The sequence below is a fragment of the Actinoplanes sp. NPDC024001 genome, from assembly GCF_040638955.1.
In the GTDB taxonomy this organism is placed as follows: domain Bacteria; phylum Actinomycetota; class Actinomycetes; order Mycobacteriales; family Micromonosporaceae; genus Actinoplanes.
On record NZ_JBEZZB010000045.1, the window covers coordinates 1 to 21,248 of the forward strand.

At 71.4% G+C, this 21,248-nt stretch carries 22 protein-coding genes; 9 read left to right on the forward strand and 13 right to left on the reverse strand.

What is annotated here, in order from left to right:
• From AB0F81_RS19240 to AB0F81_RS19280, 9 genes are all read right to left on the reverse strand, one after another.
• Positions 1 to 882, reverse strand: an 882-nt coding sequence (locus AB0F81_RS19240) for an ROK family transcriptional regulator (RefSeq protein ID WP_360198991.1), incomplete at its 3' end; no start/stop codon positions are given.
• A 1,092-nt stretch (positions 883 to 1,974) separates the two neighbouring features.
• The gene (locus AB0F81_RS19245; RefSeq protein WP_360198993.1) at positions 1,975 to 3,123 is read right to left on the reverse strand and encodes a YihY/virulence factor BrkB family protein; all 1,149 of its coding nucleotides are present in this window, start codon (positions 3,121 to 3,123) and stop codon (positions 1,975 to 1,977) included.
• A 131-nt stretch (positions 3,124 to 3,254) separates the two neighbouring features.
• On the reverse strand, positions 3,255 to 4,064 hold the full coding sequence (locus tag AB0F81_RS19250; RefSeq protein ID WP_360198995.1) for an ABC transporter permease: 810 nt from the start codon (positions 4,062 to 4,064) through the stop codon (positions 3,255 to 3,257).
• A gap of 1 nt (position 4,065) precedes the next feature.
• Complete coding sequence (locus tag AB0F81_RS19255) at positions 4,066 to 4,821, reverse strand: ABC transporter permease (RefSeq protein WP_360198997.1); 756 nt, start codon at positions 4,819 to 4,821, stop codon at positions 4,066 to 4,068.
• Entirely contained in the window at positions 4,821 to 5,744 is a 924-nt protein-coding gene (locus tag AB0F81_RS19260; RefSeq protein ID WP_360198999.1) for an ABC transporter ATP-binding protein, read from the reverse strand. Before AB0F81_RS19260 ends, AB0F81_RS19255 begins: the two co-directional genes overlap by 1 nt.
• A gap of 11 nt (positions 5,745 to 5,755) precedes the next feature.
• Positions 5,756 to 6,286: a hypothetical protein gene (locus tag AB0F81_RS19265; RefSeq protein WP_360199001.1), complete on the reverse strand. Its 531-nt coding sequence runs from the start codon at positions 6,284 to 6,286 to the stop codon at positions 5,756 to 5,758.
• Entirely contained in the window at positions 6,283 to 8,151 is a 1,869-nt protein-coding gene (dnaG, locus tag AB0F81_RS19270; RefSeq protein ID WP_360199003.1) for a DNA primase, read from the reverse strand. Before dnaG ends, AB0F81_RS19265 begins: the two co-directional genes overlap by 4 nt.
• Before the next feature lie 11 nt (positions 8,152 to 8,162).
• Positions 8,163 to 9,377 (reverse strand): deoxyguanosinetriphosphate triphosphohydrolase, encoded by a 1,215-nt coding sequence (locus tag AB0F81_RS19275; protein WP_360199005.1) that lies wholly within the window; start codon positions 9,375 to 9,377, stop codon positions 8,163 to 8,165.
• 24 nt (positions 9,378 to 9,401) lie between these two features.
• Positions 9,402 to 9,758, reverse strand: a complete 357-nt coding sequence (locus AB0F81_RS19280) for a VOC family protein (RefSeq protein WP_360199007.1) — start codon at positions 9,756 to 9,758, stop codon at positions 9,402 to 9,404.
• A 121-nt stretch (positions 9,759 to 9,879) separates the two neighbouring features.
• On the opposite strand from AB0F81_RS19280, the gene AB0F81_RS19285 reads away from it, so the two are divergent.
• The 7 genes from AB0F81_RS19285 to AB0F81_RS19315 all read left to right on the forward strand — a co-directional run bounded on the left by AB0F81_RS19285 (position 9,880) and on the right by AB0F81_RS19315 (position 15,346).
• Entirely contained in the window at positions 9,880 to 10,389 is a 510-nt protein-coding gene (locus tag AB0F81_RS19285) for a DUF4388 domain-containing protein (protein ID WP_360199009.1), read from the forward strand.
• 96 nt (positions 10,390 to 10,485) lie between these two features.
• Positions 10,486 to 10,893, forward strand: coding sequence for a hypothetical protein (locus AB0F81_RS19290; RefSeq protein ID WP_360199011.1), 408 nt, complete (start codon positions 10,486 to 10,488; stop codon positions 10,891 to 10,893).
• 13 nt (positions 10,894 to 10,906) lie between these two features.
• Positions 10,907 to 11,935 carry a DUF4388 domain-containing protein gene (locus AB0F81_RS19295; protein WP_360199013.1) on the forward strand — a complete coding sequence of 343 codons (1,029 nt, stop codon included), beginning with the start codon at positions 10,907 to 10,909 and terminating at the stop codon, positions 11,933 to 11,935.
• 38 nt (positions 11,936 to 11,973) lie between these two features.
• Positions 11,974 to 12,462: a roadblock/LC7 domain-containing protein gene (locus AB0F81_RS19300; RefSeq protein WP_360199015.1), complete on the forward strand. Its 489-nt coding sequence runs from the start codon at positions 11,974 to 11,976 to the stop codon at positions 12,460 to 12,462.
• Positions 12,463 to 12,581: 119 nt separating this feature from the next.
• Complete coding sequence (locus AB0F81_RS19305; RefSeq protein ID WP_109591698.1) at positions 12,582 to 12,953, forward strand: hypothetical protein; 372 nt, start codon at positions 12,582 to 12,584, stop codon at positions 12,951 to 12,953.
• Positions 12,954 to 13,087: 134 nt separating this feature from the next.
• Positions 13,088 to 14,158, forward strand: a complete 1,071-nt coding sequence (locus tag AB0F81_RS19310; protein WP_360199018.1) for a DUF2786 domain-containing protein — start codon at positions 13,088 to 13,090, stop codon at positions 14,156 to 14,158.
• 57 nt (positions 14,159 to 14,215) lie between these two features.
• On the forward strand, positions 14,216 to 15,346 hold the full coding sequence (locus AB0F81_RS19315; RefSeq protein WP_360199020.1) for an MFS transporter: 1,131 nt from the start codon (positions 14,216 to 14,218) through the stop codon (positions 15,344 to 15,346).
• On the opposite strand, the gene AB0F81_RS19320 is transcribed toward AB0F81_RS19315, so the two are convergent.
• Entirely contained in the window at positions 15,325 to 16,557 is a 1,233-nt protein-coding gene (locus AB0F81_RS19320) for a hypothetical protein (RefSeq protein WP_360199022.1), read from the reverse strand. The genes AB0F81_RS19315 and AB0F81_RS19320 overlap by 22 nt on opposite strands.
• Before the next feature lie 91 nt (positions 16,558 to 16,648).
• Here AB0F81_RS19320 and AB0F81_RS19325 point away from each other — a divergent pair, with 91 nt between their 5' ends.
• Entirely contained in the window at positions 16,649 to 17,623 is a 975-nt protein-coding gene (locus tag AB0F81_RS19325) for an arabinan endo-1,5-alpha-L-arabinosidase (RefSeq protein ID WP_360199024.1), read from the forward strand.
• Positions 17,624 to 17,634: 11 nt separating this feature from the next.
• Positions 17,635 to 19,122, forward strand: a complete 1,488-nt coding sequence (locus AB0F81_RS19330; protein ID WP_360199026.1) for a family 43 glycosylhydrolase — start codon at positions 17,635 to 17,637, stop codon at positions 19,120 to 19,122.
• A gap of 39 nt (positions 19,123 to 19,161) precedes the next feature.
• On the opposite strand, the gene AB0F81_RS19335 is transcribed toward AB0F81_RS19330, so the two are convergent.
• From AB0F81_RS19335 to AB0F81_RS19345, 3 genes are read right to left on the reverse strand one after another with little or no spacing between them, the layout of a single operon-like run.
• Entirely contained in the window at positions 19,162 to 19,815 is a 654-nt protein-coding gene (locus AB0F81_RS19335; RefSeq protein ID WP_360199028.1) for a response regulator transcription factor, read from the reverse strand.
• Complete coding sequence (locus AB0F81_RS19340; protein WP_360199030.1) at positions 19,812 to 20,924, reverse strand: histidine kinase; 1,113 nt, start codon at positions 20,922 to 20,924, stop codon at positions 19,812 to 19,814. The genes AB0F81_RS19335 and AB0F81_RS19340 overlap by 4 nt, the downstream gene beginning before the upstream one ends.
• Complete coding sequence (locus tag AB0F81_RS19345; protein ID WP_360199032.1) at positions 20,921 to 21,190, reverse strand: hypothetical protein; 270 nt, start codon at positions 21,188 to 21,190, stop codon at positions 20,921 to 20,923. The genes AB0F81_RS19340 and AB0F81_RS19345 overlap by 4 nt, the downstream gene beginning before the upstream one ends.
• Between the last annotated feature and the right edge of the window lie 58 nt (positions 21,191 to 21,248).

Consider the following 21,248-nt stretch of genomic DNA (forward strand, 5'->3'; position numbering starts at 1 on the left):
CGCCCGCCCGGCGCCGGAGCGGGCCGGCCGGGCCGCGGCCAGCCGCAGCGCGAGAGCCGGCGACTCGCCGGAGCGGGCCGCCGCGAGCGCGTCCCGGGCCAAGGCCGCGCCGCTGAACAGCGCCTCCAGACAGCCGGTGTTGCCGCACGAACAGGCTGGGCCGCCGGCTTCCACCTGGATGTGCCCGATGTCGCCGGCACACCCGTCGACCCCGCGGAAGACCGCGCCGGCCAGGTGGATGCCGCAGCCCACCCCGGTGCCGATCTTCACGAAGAGGAAGTCGTCGACCGAGTGGGCGACCCCGCCGTGCCGCTCACCGATCGCCATGATGTTGACGTCGTTGTCCACCACCGCCGGGCACCCGTGCTCACGGGCGAGCAGTTCGCGCACCGGATACCGATCCCAGCCCGGCATGATCGGCGGTGATACCGGCACGCCGTCGCGGAAGCTGACCGGTCCCGGGACACCGATCCCGACCGCGTCGAGCCGCTCGTACACCCCCTCGGTCTTGGCCTTGGCCAGCAGATCGTTGACCCGGTGCAGGGTCGCCCGCGGGCCGGAGCGGATGTCGGCCGCCTCCCGGTAGGCCGCCAGCGGCTCCAGCCGCCCGTTGGTCACCTCGACGTCGATCGAGGTGGCGCCGAGGTCGACCGCCGCGAAGCGCAGATCCGGATGCAACTCGACGAGCGTCGACCGGCGGCCACCCCGCGAGGCGGCCATCCCGGCCTCAGCGATCAGCCCGGCGGCCACCAGGCGCTCGACCTCGGCGAGCAGGCGCGGCCGGCTCAGCTCGAGGCGATCGCCCAGCTCAGCGCGGGAGACCGGGCCTTCGTCACGGAGCAGGCGAAGGATTCGCAAATGGGGTGCATCGGTCAGGTACAACGAACACCTCCGATGGAGTGGTGCCCGTCACAGTAGGCCCGTTCCGTCACAGCCGTCCATACCTTCTGCATGATCAATAAAAACTTTTGCTTCCTGACGCGAAAGTCCGGCGTGGTGCCGCACCTAGCACCGGCGTCGATTCGTCCGGAGCTGCCCGAAGAGGGGTCGATGTGCGGCTCGCTCCCGACGCCTCACGCTCGCGCCTTTCGCCAGGACGATGAGTCCGCGAGCCGCCGGGGCGTCGACCGACAGGCTGCATCCGAGAGGCCAGGCAGCCAGGCGAGGCCAGGCCAAGCCGCGCAGGGCCGGGCCGGGCCAGGCCGAGCGGGGCCGGACCGGGCGGTGCCGGGCCGGGCGGTGCCGGGCCCGGCAGGCCAAGACGGCTGGCGGCCTGGAGCCGGGCCGCCAGGCCGGGCCGCCGGATCGGAGCCGAACCGCCGCGCCTGGGCGGGGACGCCGCGGAACAGGCTGGGCGGAGCTAGGCCGTCAGGCTGAGCCGCCGAAGCTGGACGACTTTCGGAGCGCGGAGTCCGTCTCGCCCACAGAACTTGTCCAGCTTTGCGATGACGGTGGCCCGAAAACATCAAGATCGCGAGGGGTGGGCGCAACTCAGCCATAAAGATCTGCAGATAAAGTCAGGAGCCGAGGGTCCCAACCGTGAATAGACACTTCTACCCAAAGAACAGAGTTATACCGGCTCAGGAAAGGTCTGGAGATCTGTCGCGATCAGGGTGCCGCCTTCAAAAGTCCTGCGACCTAGGCAGGAAGTCCTGGACGGAAACGTCGCAGGCGAGGACATCTGTGGGGCCTCGGCGTCTGACAGCGTCTGCGCTCGAAGACATTCCGCGTTCGACGCCGGGAAAGAGGAAAGGACTTACTCCGTCAGGGGGTGACCAGCCAACGGCGGCACGCGAACCGACCTAATCGCATGCCCGCATTACCCGCGAGGCGCGGGCTGGGCAACGAAACCGTGCGCCACCGCGCGGCGCGAGCCGGCAACGAAACCGTGCGCCACCGCAGGGCGCGGGCTGGCAACGAAACGGTGCGCCACCGCGGGGAGCGGCGGCGCACCGGAACAGGCGGGCAGGGGCGCTAATTCTGGCTTAGGCCGTGCTCGCTGCCCTTCTTGAGCTTGCGCGTGTCGCGCAGCTCCAGGAACGGCTCGTCGTCGGCCGGGTGGCCGGCTGCGATGGCGCGGCCGCGTTCCAGTTCGGCGTCGAGTTCGGCGCCGAGCATGATGGCGATGTTGGAGATCCAGAGCCAGACCAGGAAGGCGATGACACCACCGAGCGTGCCGTACGTCTTGTTGTAGTTGGCGAAGTTGGCCAGGTAGATGGCGAAGGCCGCGGAGGCCGCCACCCAGAGGACGACCGCGAAGATGCCGCCGGGGCTGACCCAGCGGAAACCGCCGGTCTTCGCGTTCGGCGAGGCCCAGTAGAGGACCGCGAACATCAGGCTGACCAGCGCGACCAGGACGGGCCACTTGGCGATGCTCCACGTCGTGACGGCGACTTCGCCGAGGCCGATCTGCTCGCCGACCACGCGGGCGATGTCACCGGTGAAGATGACGATCGCCGCGGAGAGGACCAGCATCACGCCGACCAGCGCGGTGACGCCGACGCGGATCGGCAGGGTCTTCCAGACCGGGCGGCCCTCCGGCACGTCGTAGATGGCGTTCGAAGCGCGCATGAACGCGGCAATGTAGCCCGACGCCGACCAGAAGGCCACCAGCAGACCGATGATCGCCGCGAAGCCGGCGGTGCCCTGGTCCTTCACCTGGCCGAGCACGGTTTGCACGAGGTTCTGCAGCTGGTCATTGGGGGCGATCTCCTTGATCGCGTCGCTGACCGCTTTCTGGCCGTCGGTGCCGACCAGGCCGAGCAGCGAGATCAGCACGATCATGGCCGGGAAGATCGACAGCACGCCGTAGTAGGTGAGCGCGGCCGCCCAGTCGGAGATGTTGTCCTCGGAGAACTGCTTGAACGTGCGGCGCACCGCGGCAAAGACGCCTTTGAAGCGGAGCTGGCTGGGTTTGTCCGGCCCCTCGTCCGGCCCGGGGGCCGAGAGGTCGGGATCGCGGTCCTCAGCCGTCCGGGTCGTGGCCGCGGCGGCCGCGTCGTAATCGGCGGCGCCACGGCGCCGGGCGCCGGCCGCGTCAGGACCGTCGGCCGCTGTGGGCTCGGCGTGACCGGCCGAGGCGTGCCGGCCCGGCTCTTCTTCGGATTTGTGGCGAAGTTTCATCGCGGGGCTTCCCTCCGGGTGAACCGACGGCTCCCGGCCGACCGCACGCTGCCCTCCCCGCTGCCACGTGCGATTACGGCCTTGATGCTTGTTGCCCGGCAACAGCCCCGCCTAACCTCCGGGACGGGACCTCACTTGCACAGCATGCGCTCCATCCGGCGACCGGCGACGGTCAGACCGACGGCGAGAAGCACCAGCAGGTAGACCACGTCGAGCACCTGCACCCACCCGACGGTGCCGGTGGTGATGCCGCGGATCAGGTCGACCGACCGGTACAGCGGGGTGACCTCGACCAGCCAGCGCAGCACCGCGGGATAGGCCGTGGCCGGCACGAACGTCCCGGAGAAGAGAAAAAGGGCGAACTGGGCCGAACCGATCAGATCGAAGTCCTGCCAGCTGCGGATCAGCGTGGACGTCGTCATGCCGAGCGCCCCGAACGCGAACCCGACCAGGACCGTCGCCGGGAAGGCCGCCAGCGCCCGCATCGGCGACGTCAGATCCATCGCCACCATGATCACCAGGAAGGCCGCGGAGTAGATGCTGCCGCGGATCATCGCCCAGGCCAGCTCGCCGAGCGCGATCTCGATGGGCCGCACCGGAGTGGCGAGCATGCCCTCGTACAGCCGCATGAATTTCATCTTGCCGAAGAAATTGAAGGTGGTCTCGGAGAGCGCCCCGCTCATCGCCGACGCCGCCAGCATCGCCGGGGCGACGAACTCCGCATAACCCACCACGACACCGCCGGGCAGCCTGATGTCGCCGATCAGCTGCCCCACCCCGATCCCGATGGAGAAGAGGTAGAGCACCGGCTCCAGGAAGCCGCCCAGCATCACCAACCAGTACGCCGAGCCGAGCGCGGTGACGTTGCGCTCGGCGACCGAGGCGGACCGCCGGCCCATCCCCTCGAAGGACACCAGTTTCGGCAGAACCAAGGTCAGCACGTCACACCACCAGTCGCTTGCCGAAGCGCCGGACCGCCAGGAACCATCCCGCCGCGCCCCAGACCATCAGGTAGAGCAGGTGCCACAGCCCGTCCCACCCGGGCCAGACACCCAGGGTGGCAGCCCGGGACAGGTCCACCCCGTGCCAGAGCGGCAACACATAGGCCACCCAGCGCAGCACGCCGAGCGACTCGACCGGGAAGAACACCCCGGAGAAGAGCGACATGGGCAGCACCGCGAACCGCATCAGGATCGCCAGATAGCTGTCGCTGGTGACGCTCGCGCTGTATGCCATCACCGGCGCGGCCAGGGCCAGCCCGGTGAGCGCCGCGATCGGCAGCACGGCCAGCGCCGACAGCGAGTGCAGCGTGCCGAACAACGCCGCCACCAGCAGGAACGCGGCCGCACTGATCAGCACCCGGAAGAGCATGAAGGCCAGGTGGCCGGTGACGATGTCGGCCACCCGCAGCGGCGCGGCCGCCTGCCCGAAATAGACCTTCAGCCACTCGAAATAGCTCAGCACCGGCCAGGTGGACTCGCCGATCGCGGTCTGCGCGGCGGCCGAGGCGATCAGGCCGGGAACCAGCCAGTCCAGATAGTCGACGCCCTCGACGCCGGCCGTGACATAACCCCCCACGCCGATGCCGAAGCCGAGCATGGTGAGCAGCGGCAGCACCAGCGTGGAGAGCGCGCTCGCCCGCCAGGTCCGGCGGTAGTTGACCAGGTGATATTCCAGAACATAGGCCGAGGCGGTCATCAGTCCACCAGCGTCCGGCCGGTGAGGTGCAGGAAGACGTCCTCCAGGCTGCTGCGCCGGACCAGGGCGCTGGACGGGCTGAGCGAACGCCGGTGCACCTCGGCGAGGGCCTCGTCGCCGTCGGCCACATAGAGCAGGATGCGGTCGGGCAGCACCTCGAACCGGTCGGCGATGCCGGCCATCTTCTCCGCATAGGTGCCCTGCTCCTCGGTGGCGAAGCGCAGCTCCACCACCTCCCGCGTCGAATAGCGCTCGATCAGCTCGCGGGGCGAGCCCTCGGCGGCGATCCGGCCGCCGTCCATCACCACCAGGCGGTCGCAGAGCTGCTCCGCCTCGTCCATGTAGTGCGTGGTCAGCACCAGCGTCACGCCCTGCTGCTTGAGCCGGAACAGCCGCTCCCAGACCAGGTGGCGGGCCTGCGGGTCGAGACCGGTGGTGGGCTCGTCGAGCAGCACGATGTCGGGCTCGTTGACCAGCGCCCGGGCGATCGTCAGTCGCCGTTTCATCCCGCCGGAGAGCGGCTCCACCTTGCTGTCGGCGCGCTCGCCGAGCTGCACGAACTCGAGCAGCTCGGCGGCCCGGGCACGGGCCACCTTGCGGGGGATGCCGAAGAACCGGGCGTAGGTCGTCAGATTCTCCCGGACGGTCAGCTCGGTATCGAGATTGTCAAGCTGCGGGCAGACGCCCAGTCGCGCCCTGATCCTGGGGCCGTCGCGCTGCGGATCCATCCCGAGGATCCGCAGCTCACCGCCCGTTGGTGGGGAGACACAACCGATCATGCGCATGGTGGAGCTCTTGCCGGCGCCGTTCGGCCCCAGGAAGCCGAACGCCTCACCGGCCCGCACGTCGACGTCGATGCCGTCGACCGCGGTGAAGTCGCCGAACCGTTTGATCAGACCGCGCGCGCTGATGAGAGAGGACACATCCGCAGACCCTACGGAGGGGGTACGACAGAATCCCGCGCAGCGCCCACCAACTCGTCGGTCGCCTCGACCACCTCGGCCCGTTCCACCGGGGTGCCCGCGTCGTACCGCACCGCCCAGCTCAGCCCGTTGCGCCCGCTGACCCGCCGGCCGACCACCCGGACCGCGCCCTCCGGCAGCGCGTGGTGCGTCGTGTACGCCACCGAGCGGGTGACCCGCGCTCGTACCTGATCGGGCAGCTCACCGGGCTCCAGCAGCAGGAACGACCGCACCGGGCCGTCCACCAGGACGGTGTAACCGTCCCGTTCCTCGGCCACCTCGGCCGGCGTGATCCGCAGCTCCCGCCCGGACCAGGCCGCCTTGTGGATCTCGTGCCAGCCGAGCCGCTCCACCGCCGACGGCAGCCAGATCCCCCGGTTGGTGGCGACCACCACCTCGTCGGTGGACTCGGCCACCGGGCACCAGGCCAGCACCCGCTCGTCGGCCTCCAGGGGCGGACGGGACTCCTGCGGGAGCCGCGGGCGCCGTCGGAAGAGCTTCACAATCCACCTGCCGCCTGTTCACGCAGGGCACGGGCCTGCTGTTCCAGCGAGAAGAGCTCCCCGGCCAGCGCAAGGTACTGATCCTTGTGGGTGACCGGGTTGAGCCGCTGCACCTTGGACTTCAGATCACGGATCCGGGTGGCCAGCGCGCCACCCTGCAGCCGGGCCAGGGTGATCTGCACATAGCGCGGGTCGACCGGGCCGTCGACGTAGAGCGGCTCGACCGCCAGCTCGCTGACCAGCACCTGGCCGCCGAGGTCGGCGCACGAGTCGCGGACCTTCTCGATCCAGACCGCGCCGCCGGTGGCCGAGGACGCCCCACCGGCGTGGGTCACCGCTTCCCGGACCGCCTGCAGGACCGCGTCGCCGTAGTTCTCCGGGCCGAGCGCGTCGAACATCGGCCCGGCCAGCACCGGCTCCTGCAGGGCCAGTTTCAGCGCCTCGCGCTCCACCAGCCGCTGCGGCGAGTCGGCAGCCGACGACTGCGCGCCCCGCTGCGGCTGCGGCGCCGCCGCGTCCCCGCGCACCGCCGAGTTCACCGCCCGCTGCACGGGTTCCAGGTCCATGCCGAGGTCGCCGGCGAGCTTGCGCGCGTACTCCGGGCGTTTCTCCCGGTCTTTGATCTTCGCCACCAGCGGCGCCGCGCGCCGCATGGCCTCCACCCGGCCCTCGACGGTGTCGAGATCGAATTTCGCGAGGGTCTGCCGCAGCGCGAAGTCCACCAGCGGCTCGCGGCCGGCGATCATGTCGCGGACCGCGAGGTCACCGCGGGCCAGCCGCAGCTCGCACGGGTCCATGTTGTCCGGCGAGACCGCGATGAAGGTCCGCCCGACGAACCGCTGATCCTCCTCGAACGCCCGCAGCGCCGCCTTCTGCCCGGCCGCGTCCCCGTCGAAGGTGTAGATGATCTCGCCGGTGAAGCTGTCGCTGTCCATCAGCAGCCGGCGCAGCACCTGGATGTGGTCCACCCCGAACGCCGTGCCGCAGGTCGCCACCGCGGTCGGCTCGCCGGCCTCGTGGCAGGCCATCACGTCGGTGTAACCCTCGACGATCACCGCCCGGCCCCGCTTGGCGATCTCCCGCTTGGCGTGGTCGATGCCGTAGAGCACGTGCGACTTCTTGTAGATCGGCGTCTCCGGCGTGTTCAGGTATTTCGGGCCGTCGTCGTCCTCGAAGAGCTTGCGCGCCCCGAACCCGATCACGTCACCGCTCAGGTCCCGGATCGGCCAGAGCAGCCGGCGCCGGAACCGGTCGATCAGCGAGCCGGACCGGGCCGGTTTCGACAGGCCGGCCGCGGTCAGCTCCTCCGCGGTGAAGCCCTTCATCCGCAGGTGCTTGCTGAGCATGTCCCAGCTGTCCGGGGCGAAACCGCAGCCGTACTTCTCCGCCGCGTCCCGGCCGAAACCACGCTCGGCCAGGAACTCGCGCGCCTTGCGCGCCCCCGGCGTACCCAACTGCTCGCGGTAGAAGTCGACGGCGGCGACGTGCGCGGCCAGCAGGCGCTGCTTCTGCCCGGTCTGCGGCCGCGGCGCGGCCGGGCCGCCGGTGTCGGTGTCGTAACGCAGCTGGATGCCGGCCTTGCCGGCGAGCCGCTCGACCGACTCGATGAACGACAGGTGCTCCGCGTCCATCAGGAACTTGATGGCGTCGCCACCCTGCCCACAACCGTGACAGAAATAGACATTGCGGGCGGGGGACACGTTGAACGACGGAGTCTTCTCGTCGTGGAAGGGGCACAGCCCCTTCAGATTGCCGCCACCGGCCGACCGCAGCGTCACCGTCTCGCTGATCACGTCGACGATCGAACTCCGGTCACGGACCAGTGCGATGTCCTCGTCCTTGACCCTGCCCGCCACGGCATACATCCTGCCTCGCGCTATCGGCGGGCCGCCACCAGGGTCCGGTGCCAGGCCACCGCCGCGTGATCGGTCAGCGAGGCCACCTGGTCGATCACCACACGGAGCGCGGCGGCATCGTCGGCGGCGGCCGCATGCTGCGGCCGGAACAGCGGATCCAACCTCTCCGGGGTACGGGTGAGCGCCTCCACCAACTCGACCAGGATGGTGCGCTGCTGGTCGTACCAGTCCTCGGCGGCCCGGGTGCGCATCACGTAACGCAACGCCATGCCCTTGAGCAGGGCGCACTGATCACGCACGGTACGCGGCACCACGAGATCCGCGTCGTAGCGGCGCATCGGATCGGTGCCGAACCGGCTGTGCGTGGCGCCGACCGCGGACGACACGAACCGCCCGGTCAGCACACTGGTCATCCGTTTGAGGGCGACCTGCGCCGGATAGCCGCCGTCGTAGTCGGCCACCGCCACCACCGCCGGGTCGGCCAGCAACTGGTCCAGCGCGGCGCCCAGGTCACCGGCGCTCTCCGCGGAGTACGTGGCGGCCACGTCCGCGCAGAGGGCGGCCCGCTCGTCCGGGTCGTGCAGCAGCGGGCGCAGGCTCAGGTAGCCGCCGTGGATGCCGTCCTCGACGTCGTGCACCGAGTAAGCCACGTCGTCCGCCCAGTCCATCACCTGCGCCTCCAGGCACCGGCGCTCGTCGGTGCGCGGCTGCCGCAGCCACTCGAAGACCGGCCGGTCGTCCGGATAGACCCCGAACTTGCGGCTGCCCGGCTTGCGGAACCACGGGTACTTGGAGCAGGCGTCGAGGGCGGCCCGGGTCAGGTTGAGGCCGGCGCCGGGCACCTTCGCCTCCAGCCGGGTGAGCACCCGCAGGGTCTGCGCGTTGCCCTCGAAGCCCCCGCAGTCCTGGGCGACGATGTCGAGCGCGGCCTCGCCGTTGTGCCCGAACGGCGGGTGCCCGATGTCGTGCGCCAGCCCGGCGACGTCCACCACGTCCGGGTCGCAGCCGAGCCGGGCGCCCATCTCCCGGGAGATCTGGGCCACCTCCAGCGAGTGGGTGAGCCGGGTCCGCAGGAAGTCGTCCGACCCGGCGGTGTGCACCTGGGTCTTGGCCGCGAGCCGCCGGAACCCGGCCGAGTGCAGCACCCGGGCCCGGTCGCGCTGGTACGGCGTACGCCCGTACCCACTGTCCTTGGCGGGCTCGGATGCCCACCGCTGGGCGTCGGCGGCCGTCATGATCCCACCCTAAGCCGGATGCCCCTATCGGGAGCGGGACCCGAGCACGCAGAACTCGTTGCCTTCCGGGTCGGCCAGCACTATCCACGGGACGTCGTCGCCCTGACCGATGTCGGCCGGCCGGGCGCCCATGTCCACCAGCCGCTCGACCTCGGCTTCCTGATCTTCCGGGCGCAGATCCATGTGGAGCCGGTTCTTCACCGCCTTGACGTCCTTCACCGGGGTGAACAGCAGAGCGGGCAACTCGTCCCGGCTCCGGCGGATCTCGACCTCGTCCGACTGCTCGTTGACGATCACGTAGCCGAGCGCCTCGGCCCACCACCGGGCGAGCCGTGCCGGGTCCTGCGCGTCCACCACGATCTTTTCCCACCGGACCGGCATGAAACCTCCCGAGATCGACGTATGTGACGATCACGTTACGCGACCCGGGTGGGTGACCCCGAACGGAACAGCGCACCGGCCGTGCGACGACGGGACTCGATGAAGCCCAGGATGACGTTCCGTGATTCCTGGTTCACCGGCGACCGCGTCGATGCGGCGCCTGCTCACCGACCTGGGCGAGTCGGGCCGTACCGGCGCGCTGCATGTCGGCGGCACCCCCGGCGGGGTGCTCTATCTGACCGCCGGGCGTATCACCTATGCCGAGACGCCGGCGCGTCCCGGCATCGGCGAGCGCCTGGTCTCCTCCGGCCGGCTTTCCCCGCACACGTGGCGGGCGGCGTACGCCGAGGGCCGTGGCTCGCACCGGGTCGGGCGGGTGCTGCTACGGGACGGCCGCTTGGGCCAGAACGAGCTGACCCTGCGGGTGGTGGCGGTGATCGCCGACGCCGCCCACGAACTGTTGCAGCAGGATGACGCGCCGGCCCGGTTCGTGCCCGGCGAACGGCACTGGCTCGGTGAGGTGGCCGGGGTGGACCTGGGCGCGCTCGGGCACCGCACCGCCGTACGACTGCGAGCCGCACCCGGCCCGCGCAGGCCGCGCTCGCGGCCGGTAGCGCTGACCGGACCATGACGCACAAAACGTGCGACTTGTCGCCGCAGTGTCACCGGAGGATGGCCCACGGTGGCGGCGCGGGAGGCACCGGACGCCATCGGGGCAACGAGGCCCGTGAGCGACGAAGCGCTGAGGAGTGATGTGCCCGGCGTCGACCACTGTCTGCAGGAGGCCATGACGATCCCCGGCGCTGTCGGGGCCAGCATCGTCGACTACACCACGGGGTTCCCGGTCGCCACGACCGGAGCCGCACCCAATGCGGACCACGAGGCCGCGGCGGCCGGCACGGCGGAGGTGGTCCAGGCCGCGAACAGCCGCTCGCTGTTCGTCTCGGCCATCCCGCACGACCTGCTCGAAGACCTGATCATCACCACCGCCGGCGGCTATCACCTCCTGCGGATCGTCCAGACCGAGTTCGACAGCCGGCTGGTGCTCTACGTGTGGCTGGACCGGGTGCGCGGCAACCTCGCCGTGGCCCGCCGACAGATGCAACGCCTCGCCGACGAACTGGTCGCGACCTGAACAGGAGTTTGTGGTGACACCCACGAAGACCGCAGCGCCCGGGAGCCTGCTCACGCAGGTCGCCGGCGAGCGGCAGACCGGCGCGCTGGTGGTCGGCGGCCACCCGGGCGGCGCGGTCTACGTCTTCGAGGGGCGGATCGTCTACGCCGAGTCACCGGCCGCGCCGGGGGTCGGCGCCCTGCTGACCTCCTCCGGGCGGCTGGCCGGGCGGACCTGGCAGAACGCGCTGGACCTGGGCACCTCCACCGCCCGGGTCGGGCAGCTCCTGGTCGAGCAGGGCCACCTCACCCAGGGTGAGCTGGAGCTCTGTGTGCTCGGCGCGATCTACGACGCGGCCTATTTCGTGCTGAGCTCGCCGTCCGCCCCGGCGAAGTTCGTGCCGGACGCGGCGCACTGGCTCGGCGCGGTGGTGCACGTCGACGCGGCCGCGATCGACCGGGAGGTGCGCCGCCGGGTCCGGCTGCTCGACGACATCCTGCCGAATCCGCGGATCGACACCGCGCCGGTCATCCCGGTCACCCGGGCACCGCGGGAACGGGTCGTGCTGACCGCGCTGCAGTGGGAGCTGCTGGTGCACGCCGACGGCCAGCGCACCCCGGCCGATCTGGCTCTGCTGCTGGGCCGCGCGGGCTTCGCGACCATCCAGGAGCTGCGGCGCCTCGCGGCGCTCGGGCTGATCGAGCTGCCCGCGGTACGGGCCGCCGACGGCCCCGATTTCGTCCGGCTCCCCCAGCCGCGCGGCGTCTCGGTGCCGGTCGCCCGTCCCGCCGTGGACGTCGCGGACGCGCCGACCGTACCGGTGATCAGCGGGCCGGAGCCGGTGACGGCCCGGACCCCGCCGCCGAACAGTGAACCGCCATTGGCCGCCACGCCGGCCGCCGACAACAACGCGGGGGTGTACCGGCCGCCCCGGCTGGCCCGCCGCAAACCCGGCGCCAAGCTGCCGAAGGAGATGGCAGCCGCCGAGAACCCGCCGGTGCACCAGGGCACCGACGAAGTCCTGCTCAAGCGCATACGCACCGCATTGCGGGCACTGCGGTGACGCGCGCACCCCCGACCAGCCGAAGGAGCGAGGAGAGGATGACGGTGGACCCGGCGGTACTCGAGGAGCTCGGCCGCCTGCGAAGCAGGGTGCCCGAACTCTCCGGCAGCGTGCTCGCCACCGCGGACGGCTTGGTCGTCGCGCACGATTCGCACGGACTCGAGCCGGACACCCTGGCCGCGCTGGCGGCCGCCCACCTGGCCCTGGCCCGCCGCTTCGCGCACGCCGTCGACCACGGCGAACTGCGGGAATCCGTGGTCGAGTGCGACGGCGGCTACATCACCTCGTACACCGCGGGGCCGAACGCGCTGCTCACCGTGGTCACCTCCGGCGACGCGAATCTCGCCATGGTGCACCTGGAGGCCCGGCGATGTGTTCGCCGCATCGTCCGGATCCTCGCCCTGGAGTCCGCGCCGCAGCTGCGGCCGGAGATCCCCACGCAGTCCGGTCCATCGACGCCGCTCGCCCGGCGGACCCCGATGGCCACCCTGCCCAACGTCGCGCGCCGCCGCCAGGCGGCCGGCTGACCGGCAGATGAACCGCGGCACCGCCGCACCAGACGGCGTGGCACCCGCCGCGCCCGATCGGCTCGACCGTCCGAGCAGGACGCGGGCCGCCATCCCACCGCAACGGAGGAACGAATCCCATGCCCGACATGGACACCGCACTCAAGGAAATCATGGAGATCGACGGCTGCATCGGCGTCGCTCTCGTCGACCACACCAGCGGCATGGCCCTGGGGACCCTCGGAGGCGGCAAGGAACTCGACCTGACCGTCGCGGCTGCCGGCAACACCGACGTGGTCCGGGCGAAGCTGCGGGCCATGGAGATGCTCAACCTCTCCGAGAAGATCGAGGACATCCTCATCACGCTGGACACCCAGTACCACATGATCCGGCCGCTCACGAGCCGGTCCGGCAAGGGCCTGTTCCTGTACGTGGCGCTGCGCCGGGACCGCGCGAACCTGGCGATGTCCCGGCACCAGCTGCGCCGCATCGAGAACGACCTCGACGTCTGAGGCCCAGCGGCGTGATCGCCACCCCTGGCGGGGAGGGCCCGCACCGCCCTCCCCGCCCTCGCCGCTCCCGGCGGATGTGGTGCTGATCTCCCTACGGGCGGGAGCCCGGAGTCCGGCAACTACCATGGGCTCCCATGACGGCCCGCGAGATCGTCGACCGGGCCCGGGCCGGAGACCTCGATCATGAAACTGCGCTTGACCTGCTGACCGGCGCGCCGGCTGCCGAGGCGGACGCCGCCCTCGACGCGGCGCTGGCCGAGCAGTTCGACCGGTTGTTCCGCAACGGCTGGCAGCCTCTCGAACTGCACCGGGCGGTCGCCCGGCGGGGCAACCCGATCCAGGCGCGGCTGGTCACCGAGGCGGCGACCGCGTTCCTGCGCGGCAAGGATCCGGTCGACGAGCGCTGGCGGGCCCAGATCCCGGCCCCGGCCCACGAGCGCAAGCGCCAGGACCGGATCGCCGTCCTGGACGCCTCCCTCGACCTGCTCTGCGAGCTGCGCCGGCTGCCCGCCATCGAGGTCCTCATCCCGCCGCCGGGCACCGCGGACACCACCGTCCACCACCACGCCGACCGGCGCATCCTCGACCGGGTCCGGGCGTTGCTGGCCAAGGCGGAGGCGACCGACTTCCCGGCCGAGGCGGAGACGTACAGCGCCAAGGCCCAGGAGCTGATCACCCGGTACCGGATCGAGGAGGTCACCGCCCCGGATGTGGACGTGACACCGTTCGCCCGCCGGATCGGGGTGGACCACCCGTACGAGAGCGAGAAGGCGAGCCTGCTGGACGCGGTGGCCCGGGCGAACACCTGCCGTACCGTCTGGTCGCCGGAGCTGGGCTTCAGCACGGTCTTCGGCTTCGACGCCGACATCGAGGCGGTGGAGTTGCTCTACACGTCGCTGTTGGTGCAGGCCAACCGGGCGATGACCCGCGACGAGCCGGCCAAGGGCAAGGCCCGGGTGAAGGCGTTCCGGCGCTCGTTCCTGGTCGCCTACGCGATCCGGATCGGCGAGCGGCTCCGGCAGGCGGCCGAGCGCGAGTTCGCCGGCCACGACCTGCTGCCGGTGCTGCGCAATCGCGAGGTCCAGGTGCACGAGGCGATGGACCGGGCCTTCCCGCGGACCGTGCGGGCCCGGGGCCGCCGGGTGGACAGCCTGGAGGGCTGGGAGTCCGGCCGGGCCGCCGCCGACGAGGCCGAATTGCTTTGACAGCCGCGGCAGACTGGGGGCATGCACCCGGTTTGACGCTGACACCGCCTGTTCCACGTGGTGCGTGCCCTCGAGGAGGGCGTGCTCCTCTACCCGGTCTACGCCCTGCTCTTCGCCGACACCGGGCTCACCACCGGCGAGATCTCGTCGCTGTTCGCGATCTGGTCGGTGGTCTCCTTCGTGTGCGAGGTCCCGGCCGGGGCGCTCGCCGACGTCTGGTCGCGTAAGCGGCTCTACGCGCTCGGCCAGGCCGTCACCGCGGCGGGTTTCGCCTGCTGGCTGATCTGGCCGGCCTACCCGGGCTTCGCCCTGGGCTTCGTCCTGTGGGGCATCGGCGGCGCGCTCGGCTCCGGCACGCTGGAGGCGCTCGTCTACGACGATCTGGGCGACTCCACCGCCTACGCCCGGGTGATCGGCCGGTCCGGCACGGTCGCGCTGCTCGCGATGCTCGCCGCGACGCTGCTCGCCGCACCCGCCTACGCCGCCGGCGGCTACCTGGCGGTCGGCCTCGCCAGCATCGCGACGGTCGCCCTGGGCGGTCTGCTCGCGCTCCGCCTCCCCGAGAAACCCCTTTCCGGTACGGACGACAGCAGTTCCGAAGAGACGGCGGAGGGCCTGGGTTACCTGGCTACGCTCCGGTCGGGTCTGCGGGAAGCGGTCGGCAGCAGGCACGTCGCCCGGGCGGTCCTGGTCGCCGCGGCGGTGCCCGGGTTCAGCGCCCTCGACGAATATCTGCCGTTGCTCGCCCGGGACAAGGGTGCGCTGACGTCAGCCGTACCCCTGCTCTTCGCCGTGACCGCGCTGGCGATGGCGGCCGGCAGCGCGCTGGCCGGCCGGGTGCCGCCCACCTCGCCGCGCCCGCTCGCGGGCGCGCTGCTGCTGGCCGCCGCGCTGATGGCGGCCGGTTCGCTGGTGCCGCACCTGGCCGGCATGATCGCCGTCTCGGCCGCGTTCGGCCTGCTCCAGTTCGCCATGGTGCACGCCGAGACCCGCCTGCAGGAGACGATCACCGGTCCGGCGCGCACCACGGTCCTGTCGATCAGCGGTTTCGCCGCCGAGGTCGGTGCGGTCGCCCTGTACGCCGCTTTCGCCCTGCCGCTGGCGCTGCCCGTGCTCTACGCCGTTGCGGTCGTCCCATTGCTGGCGACCGCCCTGCTCGCGACCCGTCAGAAGCCGCCACCGGAGTAGCCACCGGAGGAGGAACTCCCGCCGCCACCGTCGAACCCACCGCCATAGGAGCCGCCGTCGAATCCACCGCCGAAGGAGCCGCCACCGTCGGAGCCGCCGCCGTAGGAGCCGCCGCTGACACTGCTGTAGCTCGCGACGTCGATGCCCCAGATGCTGAGATAGGGATCCGGCTGCGAGCCGAGGCTGCTCCAGGTCACGCCGGGGGTGCGAACCGGGTTCCGGTGGCCGCGCCGCCGCGCCCGCTCGTGCGGCCAGCCGCCGGCCGGGCGCAGCGCCTCCGCCTCCTCGGTGCGCCCGTCCCTGCTCAGCAGGGTGAAGAGCGCGAAGAGGACGGCCGGCTCGGACGCCTTCGGATGTTCGCGCAGCAGGGCCTCACCCTCGGCCGTCCGGCCCTGCTGCTGCAGGAGCAGGGCGAGCGGAACCGCCGCGGCGGGGTCGGCCACCGCGGGCCGCAGGACCGTCTCGGCGTCGTCGAGGCGGCCGGCCCGGGTCAGCCGGTGCGCGGTCAGCAGCCGCCAGTCTCCCGCCGGTGCGGCCGCGCCGGTATCGAGGGCCCGCAGCCGGGTCGCCTCCCGCTCCACGGCCATCGCCTCGTCGTAGGTCCCGGGCCGGGTCAGCATCGCGGCGAGCAGCTCATGCCGCTCCGGGTTCTCCGGGTCCATCGCGACAAGGGCACGGGCGATCTCCACCACGCCCGACCCGTCGCGGTAGGCATCCCCGTCGAGCATGGCGACCAGGTCCACGAGCTCCTGCTGGGAGGCGGCGGCGAGCAGCCGCGCCCGAATCGGCCCGGTGTCCAGCTCGCTGAGCCGGCCATGCCGGAAGTACTCGTTGAGCAACGCCCGGTAGGCCGGTGTGCTGCCCTGCTCGATGGCGCTGCGCAGCATGCCCTCGGCCTGCTCCGGTGATCGGTCAGCAAGCGTCCTGGCGATGCGGGCGTGCAGCTCCCAGTCGCCGGGCCGGGAGCGCAGGTTCATCCGCAGGCCGGTCGTCCGCCCGGGCCAGATGCCCGGCTCCCGCCGGACGACCCATCCGCAGATCAGGGCACCGGCCAGGGCGCCCGCGAGCAGCGCCCACCACCCCACCTCCGGCCGGAACCACCGGACCGCCCCGGCCACCACGGCGAACGGAACCAGGACCGCGGCCAGCCGGACCGACCAGACGATCAGCACGGCCGGCCACAACGACACACCTGCCACCTTCTTCGGCATGCGTTGATCGTGCCCGATCGATGCGAGGAGTCAAGCAACCTTTTCAGCGCTGCAACACACATACCGGCATCCCCTTGGAAAGGCGATCCCCATGCTTCGCAAAACGCTCCTGGCCGGTGTGACCGGCCTGCTGGCCGTGACGGCCAGCGTGTACGGCCTGACGAGGGCCGACGCCGCGACCTACCCGAACCCGGGTGCGGTCACCGGGTCGACCTTCGCGCACGACCCGACCATGGTGAAGCGCCCGGCCGGCGGGTACCTGCTCGCCTACACGGCACCGGGCATCGGGCTGAAGACGTCGACGGACCGGACCCGGTTCACCGACGCCGGCAAGGCGTTCCCGAACGGCACCCCGTGGGCCGACCCGTACACGAACGGCGACGCCAACCTGTGGGCGCCGGACATCTCGTACCACGGCGGCAAGTACCTGATGTACTACTCGGCCTCCACGTTCGGCTCCAGCAAGTCGGCGATCTTCCTGGCCGGCAGCACCACCGGCGCGGCCGGCACCTGGACCAACTACGGCAAGGTCATCGAGAGCACCGCGACCAGCGGATACAACGCGATCGACCCGAACCTGACGGTCACCGCCTCCGGCGAGTGGTGGCTGAGCTTCGGCTCGTTCTGGTCCGGGATCAAGATGGTCAAGCTGAACCCGGCGACCGGCAAGCGGGCCGACAGCACCGTCCACCACCTCGCCGAGCGGTTCGTGAACAGCAAGTCGGTGGAGGCGCCGCACATCTACTACCGCGGCGGCTACTACTACCTCTTCGTGGCGTTCGACCTCTGCTGCAAGGGGGCGTCCAGCACGTACCGGACGATGGTGGGCCGGTCGAAGTCGATCACCGGGCCGTACGTGGACCGGGCCGGCACCGCGATGACCGCGGGTGGCGGCACCGAGATCCTCGCCTCGCACGACGCCGTCTTCGGGCCGGGGCACCCGGCGGTCTTCGCCGACGGCAGCCAGGACGTGCTGGTCTACCACTACTACACCGCCGCGGGCGACGCCCGGCTCGGCATCAACCTGCTCGGCTGGACCTCGTCCGGCTGGCCGTACGTCTACTGAGGGGACCTGTGATGAGGCGTATTCGCGCGGCACTTCTCGTGGTCCTGATGGCGACCGCGGCGTTCACGGTGGGCGTCCTGCGCCCGCTCTCCAGTGAGGCGGCCGTCGCCTTCACCAATCCGGTGGCGCACGCTCCGTACGGCGCTGATCCGTGGATGGGTTACGACAACGGTTACTACTACCTGGCGGCGACGACCTGGAACTCGCAGGTGGTGATCAAGAAGGCGAAGTCGGTGGCGGCGCTGCCGGGCGCGACGGCGTCGGTGGTCTACACCGGCACGGCTGCCAGCAGCTGCTGCAACGTGTGGGCGCCGTCGATGCACAAGCTGGCCGGGCCGAACGGGACCCGCTGGTACCTGTACTACAGCGCCGGCACAGCGGCGTGCTGCGACGGGCAGCGGTCGTTCGTGCTGGAGTCGGCGGGCACCGATCCGATGGGGCCCTACACGTTCAAGGGCCAGCTGAACGTGCAGGCCGGCAACGGGTGGGCGATCGACGGCAGTGTCGCCACGATCGGCGGGAAGAACTACTTCCTCTACTCGTCGTGGGTCGGTGACCTGCAGTCGCTGTTCATCGCGCCGATGAGCAACCCGTGGACGGTCTCCGCCCACGGCACGCGGATCTCCTATCCCACCCATGACTGGGAGAAGGCCGGGGGCAACACCGAGGAGGGCCCGTACATCCTGCAGCGCAACGGGCAGACCTTCCTGACGTTCTCGGCGTCGTCGTGCAACACCCCGGACTACAAGATCGGCATGCTGACGCTGACCGGCAGCAACCCGCTGTCCGCATCGTCGTGGACGAAGAAGAGCACCCCGCTGTTCCAGCGCTCGGACGCCAACAGCGTCTTCGGGCCGGGGCATCACTCGTTCTTCACCTCGCCGGACGGCAGCGAGACGTGGATGGCGTACCACGCCAACGAGACCACCGGCCAGGGCTGCGGGGCTACCCGCACCACCCGGATCAAGAAGGTGAACTGGAACAGCGACGGAACCCCGAACCTGGGTACGCCGGACCGGCTGTCGAGCTCGCTGGCCGCGCCGTCCGGTGACCCGGGTGGCACGGTGTCGTTCCCGGCGGCCGGCACGAAGTACCGGCTGACCAACCAGGCCTCCGGCAAGGTCCTGGACGCGGCCGACTGCGGGACGGCGAACGGGACGGCGATCCGGCAGTGGGCGCCGCTGGGCAACGCCTGCCAGCAGTGGACGTTCACGAGGACGACCAGTGGCTACTACCGGATCACCAACGTCAACAGCGGCACCGTGCTGGACTCGGTGAACTGCGGGGCGGCCAACGGCACCGCGCTGAACCTGTGGGCGAACCTGGGCAACGCCTGCCAGGAATGGAGCCTGACCCCGGTCAACGGCGGCTACCTGATCGCCAACCGGGGCAACGGCCTGGTCCTGGACGTCACCGACTGCGGCACCGCCGACGGCGTCGCGGTGCGGCAGTGGGCGTCGCTCGGCAACACCTGCCAGCAGTGGAAGATCGCCGCCTGACCTCGGGTGGGCTCCGCACGCGCAGCTCACACGGAGGATCTAGGCGAGGCCGTGCCGGGTCGCGTAACCGGCGGCCTCGGTGCGGTTGCGAGCGCCGATCTTGGCGAACGTGTTGTTGATGTGCGTCTTCACCGTCGCCTCGGTCACGAACAGGGCCGCGGCGATCTCGGCGTTGGTGCGGCCCGCGGCGATCTGCCCGAGCACCTCCGCCTCCCGCTGAGTCAGCCCGTCCGGCAGCCGCTCCGGCGCCGGGCGGGCCGGCGGCCGGTTCATCGCGTCGGCCAGCCGGGCCGTGACCACCGGGTCGAACATCGCGTGCCCGGCCGCCGCCGCCCGCAGCGCGATCCCGATCTCGGCCCGGCCGGCGTCCTTGGTCAGATAGCCCCGGGCGCCGGCTGCCAGCGCGCCGGCGATCGACTCCTCGTCCGCGTACGTGGTCAGCACCACGACCGCCACCTCGGGGAACCGCTCCCGGACCCGGGCGGTGGCGGTGATCCCGTCCAGCACCGGCATGCGCAGATCCATCAGCACCACGTCCGGCCGGGACTCCGCGATCAGGTCGAGAGCCCGCGCGCCGTCCCCGGCCGACCCGACGACCTCGACGCCGTCGGTAAGCTCCAGCAGAGCGGTCAGCCCCTCCCGGACTAGCTGCTGGTCGTCGACCACCAGCACCCGCAACAGCCGGTCGCTCAACGGGGAACCTCCACGGTGACCCGCCAGGCGCCGTCCACCACACCGGCCGTCAGCGTGCCGTCGACCAGGGCGATCCGCTCCCGGGCGCCGGTGAGGCCGTGTCTGCCCGTACCCTCGGCGGGTTTGATCTCGTCGGTGGGATTCTCCACCGCGAGCCGGACCGCCGGCCCGGAGAGGTCGAGGATCATCGTGACCGGCGCGCCGGGCGCGTGCCGGACCGCGTTGGTGAGCGCCTCGCGCGCGATGCGCAGCAGCGCGACCTCCGCGGCCGGTGACAGCGAGCAAACGCTGCCCTCGATGCGCAGGGTGACCACGGCTCCATGATCGGCCCGGTAGGCCGCCGCCAGCTCGGCGAGCGCCCGCGGCAGCGGCGGCACGTCCTCGCGCAGTGCGGCCACCGCCGAACGGGCCTCGACCAGGCCGTCCGCGGCCAGCCGGCGGGCCCGGCGGATCCGGGTGGCGGCGCCCTCGACGTCGCCGCGCTCGGTCAGCTGAGCCTCGGCCACCTCCAGCTGCACGCCCAGCGCGCCGAGCGAGTGGGCCAGCACGTCGTGCAGCTCCCGGGCGATCCGGGTCCGCTCGTCCAGCGCGGCGGCCCGGGCCTGCGCCTGCTGCATGCGCAGCGTCTGCTCGGTGCGCAGCCGGTACTCCCGCCGGTGCAGGCTGAACAGCACCAGCACGGCGATCAGCGCGGGCTGCGTCAACATCGCCGCCGGCCCACGGCCGGCCAGCCACAGGCCGGACAACAACACCCCCAGGACGCTCGCGGTGAGCGCCAGGATGGCCCACATCGGGGTACGCGGAAGCAGCACGAACGTGAACAGTGCCGCGTAGAGGTAGAGCAGCGCCGACCCGTCGTCCGGACGGCCGGCGACGACGGCCGGGAGCAGCGCCGCCAGTGCCAGGGCGGCACGGGCGAGCCGGGGCCGGCGACGGTCGGCGACCAGGAAGAACATCCAGCAGGCGAGGGCGACGGCGAGCAGCGGGCGCACACCGGTGCTCGCCGTGCCCGCGGTCAGGAACGCCCAGAGCAGCAGCGCGCTGAGCACGATCCGGACCAGCCAGCCGGTCTCCGGATCGTCCTGGCGCAGCCGTTCCCGAAGGGTCAACCCCGCTCCCCCACCAGGGTCAGGATCAGGTCGATCATCAACAGACGGTAGGCGACGAACGCGAGGCCCGCCACGCCCAGTATCACCAGGATGGCGGCGATCGCCCGGCCGGTGATCCGGCCGCCGTCCCGGTCGAGCACCCGGCCGATGATCTGACCGGCCAGCCGGGTGCTGCGGTTGCCCTCGCGGTCGCCGGTCAGCACGTAGTTGACGGCGCCCCTCTTCCCGGTGCGTTCAGGCATGCTCTTTCCGTTGCCTTCAGTCATGCCGCAACGCTAGGAATCGAGCGGGGTGGACCGGGACCGCCGGAGGGTGGAGATCCGG

Coding starts and splice junctions, on each gene's coding strand:
- AB0F81_RS19245 (WP_360198993.1), bottom strand. CDS start 3,123: ATGAAACTTCGCCACAAATCCGAAGAAGAGCCGGGCCGGCACGCCTCG.
- AB0F81_RS19255 (WP_360198997.1), bottom strand. CDS start 4,821: ATGACCGCCTCGGCCTATGTTCTGGAATATCACCTGGTCAACTACCGC.
- dnaG (WP_360199003.1), bottom strand. CDS start 8,151: ATGTATGCCGTGGCGGGCAGGGTCAAGGACGAGGACATCGCACTGGTC.
- AB0F81_RS19275 (WP_360199005.1), bottom strand. CDS start 9,377: ATGACGGCCGCCGACGCCCAGCGGTGGGCATCCGAGCCCGCCAAGGAC.
- AB0F81_RS19280 (WP_360199007.1), bottom strand. CDS start 9,758: ATGCCGGTCCGGTGGGAAAAGATCGTGGTGGACGCGCAGGACCCGGCA.
- AB0F81_RS19300 (WP_360199015.1), top strand. CDS start 11,974: ATGACGGTGGACCCGGCGGTACTCGAGGAGCTCGGCCGCCTGCGAAGC.
- AB0F81_RS19305 (WP_109591698.1), top strand. CDS start 12,582: ATGCCCGACATGGACACCGCACTCAAGGAAATCATGGAGATCGACGGC.
- AB0F81_RS19310 (WP_360199018.1), top strand. CDS start 13,088: ATGACGGCCCGCGAGATCGTCGACCGGGCCCGGGCCGGAGACCTCGAT.
- AB0F81_RS19320 (WP_360199022.1), bottom strand. CDS start 16,557: ATGCCGAAGAAGGTGGCAGGTGTGTCGTTGTGGCCGGCCGTGCTGATC.
- AB0F81_RS19325 (WP_360199024.1), top strand. CDS start 16,649: ATGCTTCGCAAAACGCTCCTGGCCGGTGTGACCGGCCTGCTGGCCGTG.
- AB0F81_RS19330 (WP_360199026.1), top strand. CDS start 17,635: ATGAGGCGTATTCGCGCGGCACTTCTCGTGGTCCTGATGGCGACCGCG.
- AB0F81_RS19345 (WP_360199032.1), bottom strand. CDS start 21,190: ATGACTGAAGGCAACGGAAAGAGCATGCCTGAACGCACCGGGAAGAGG.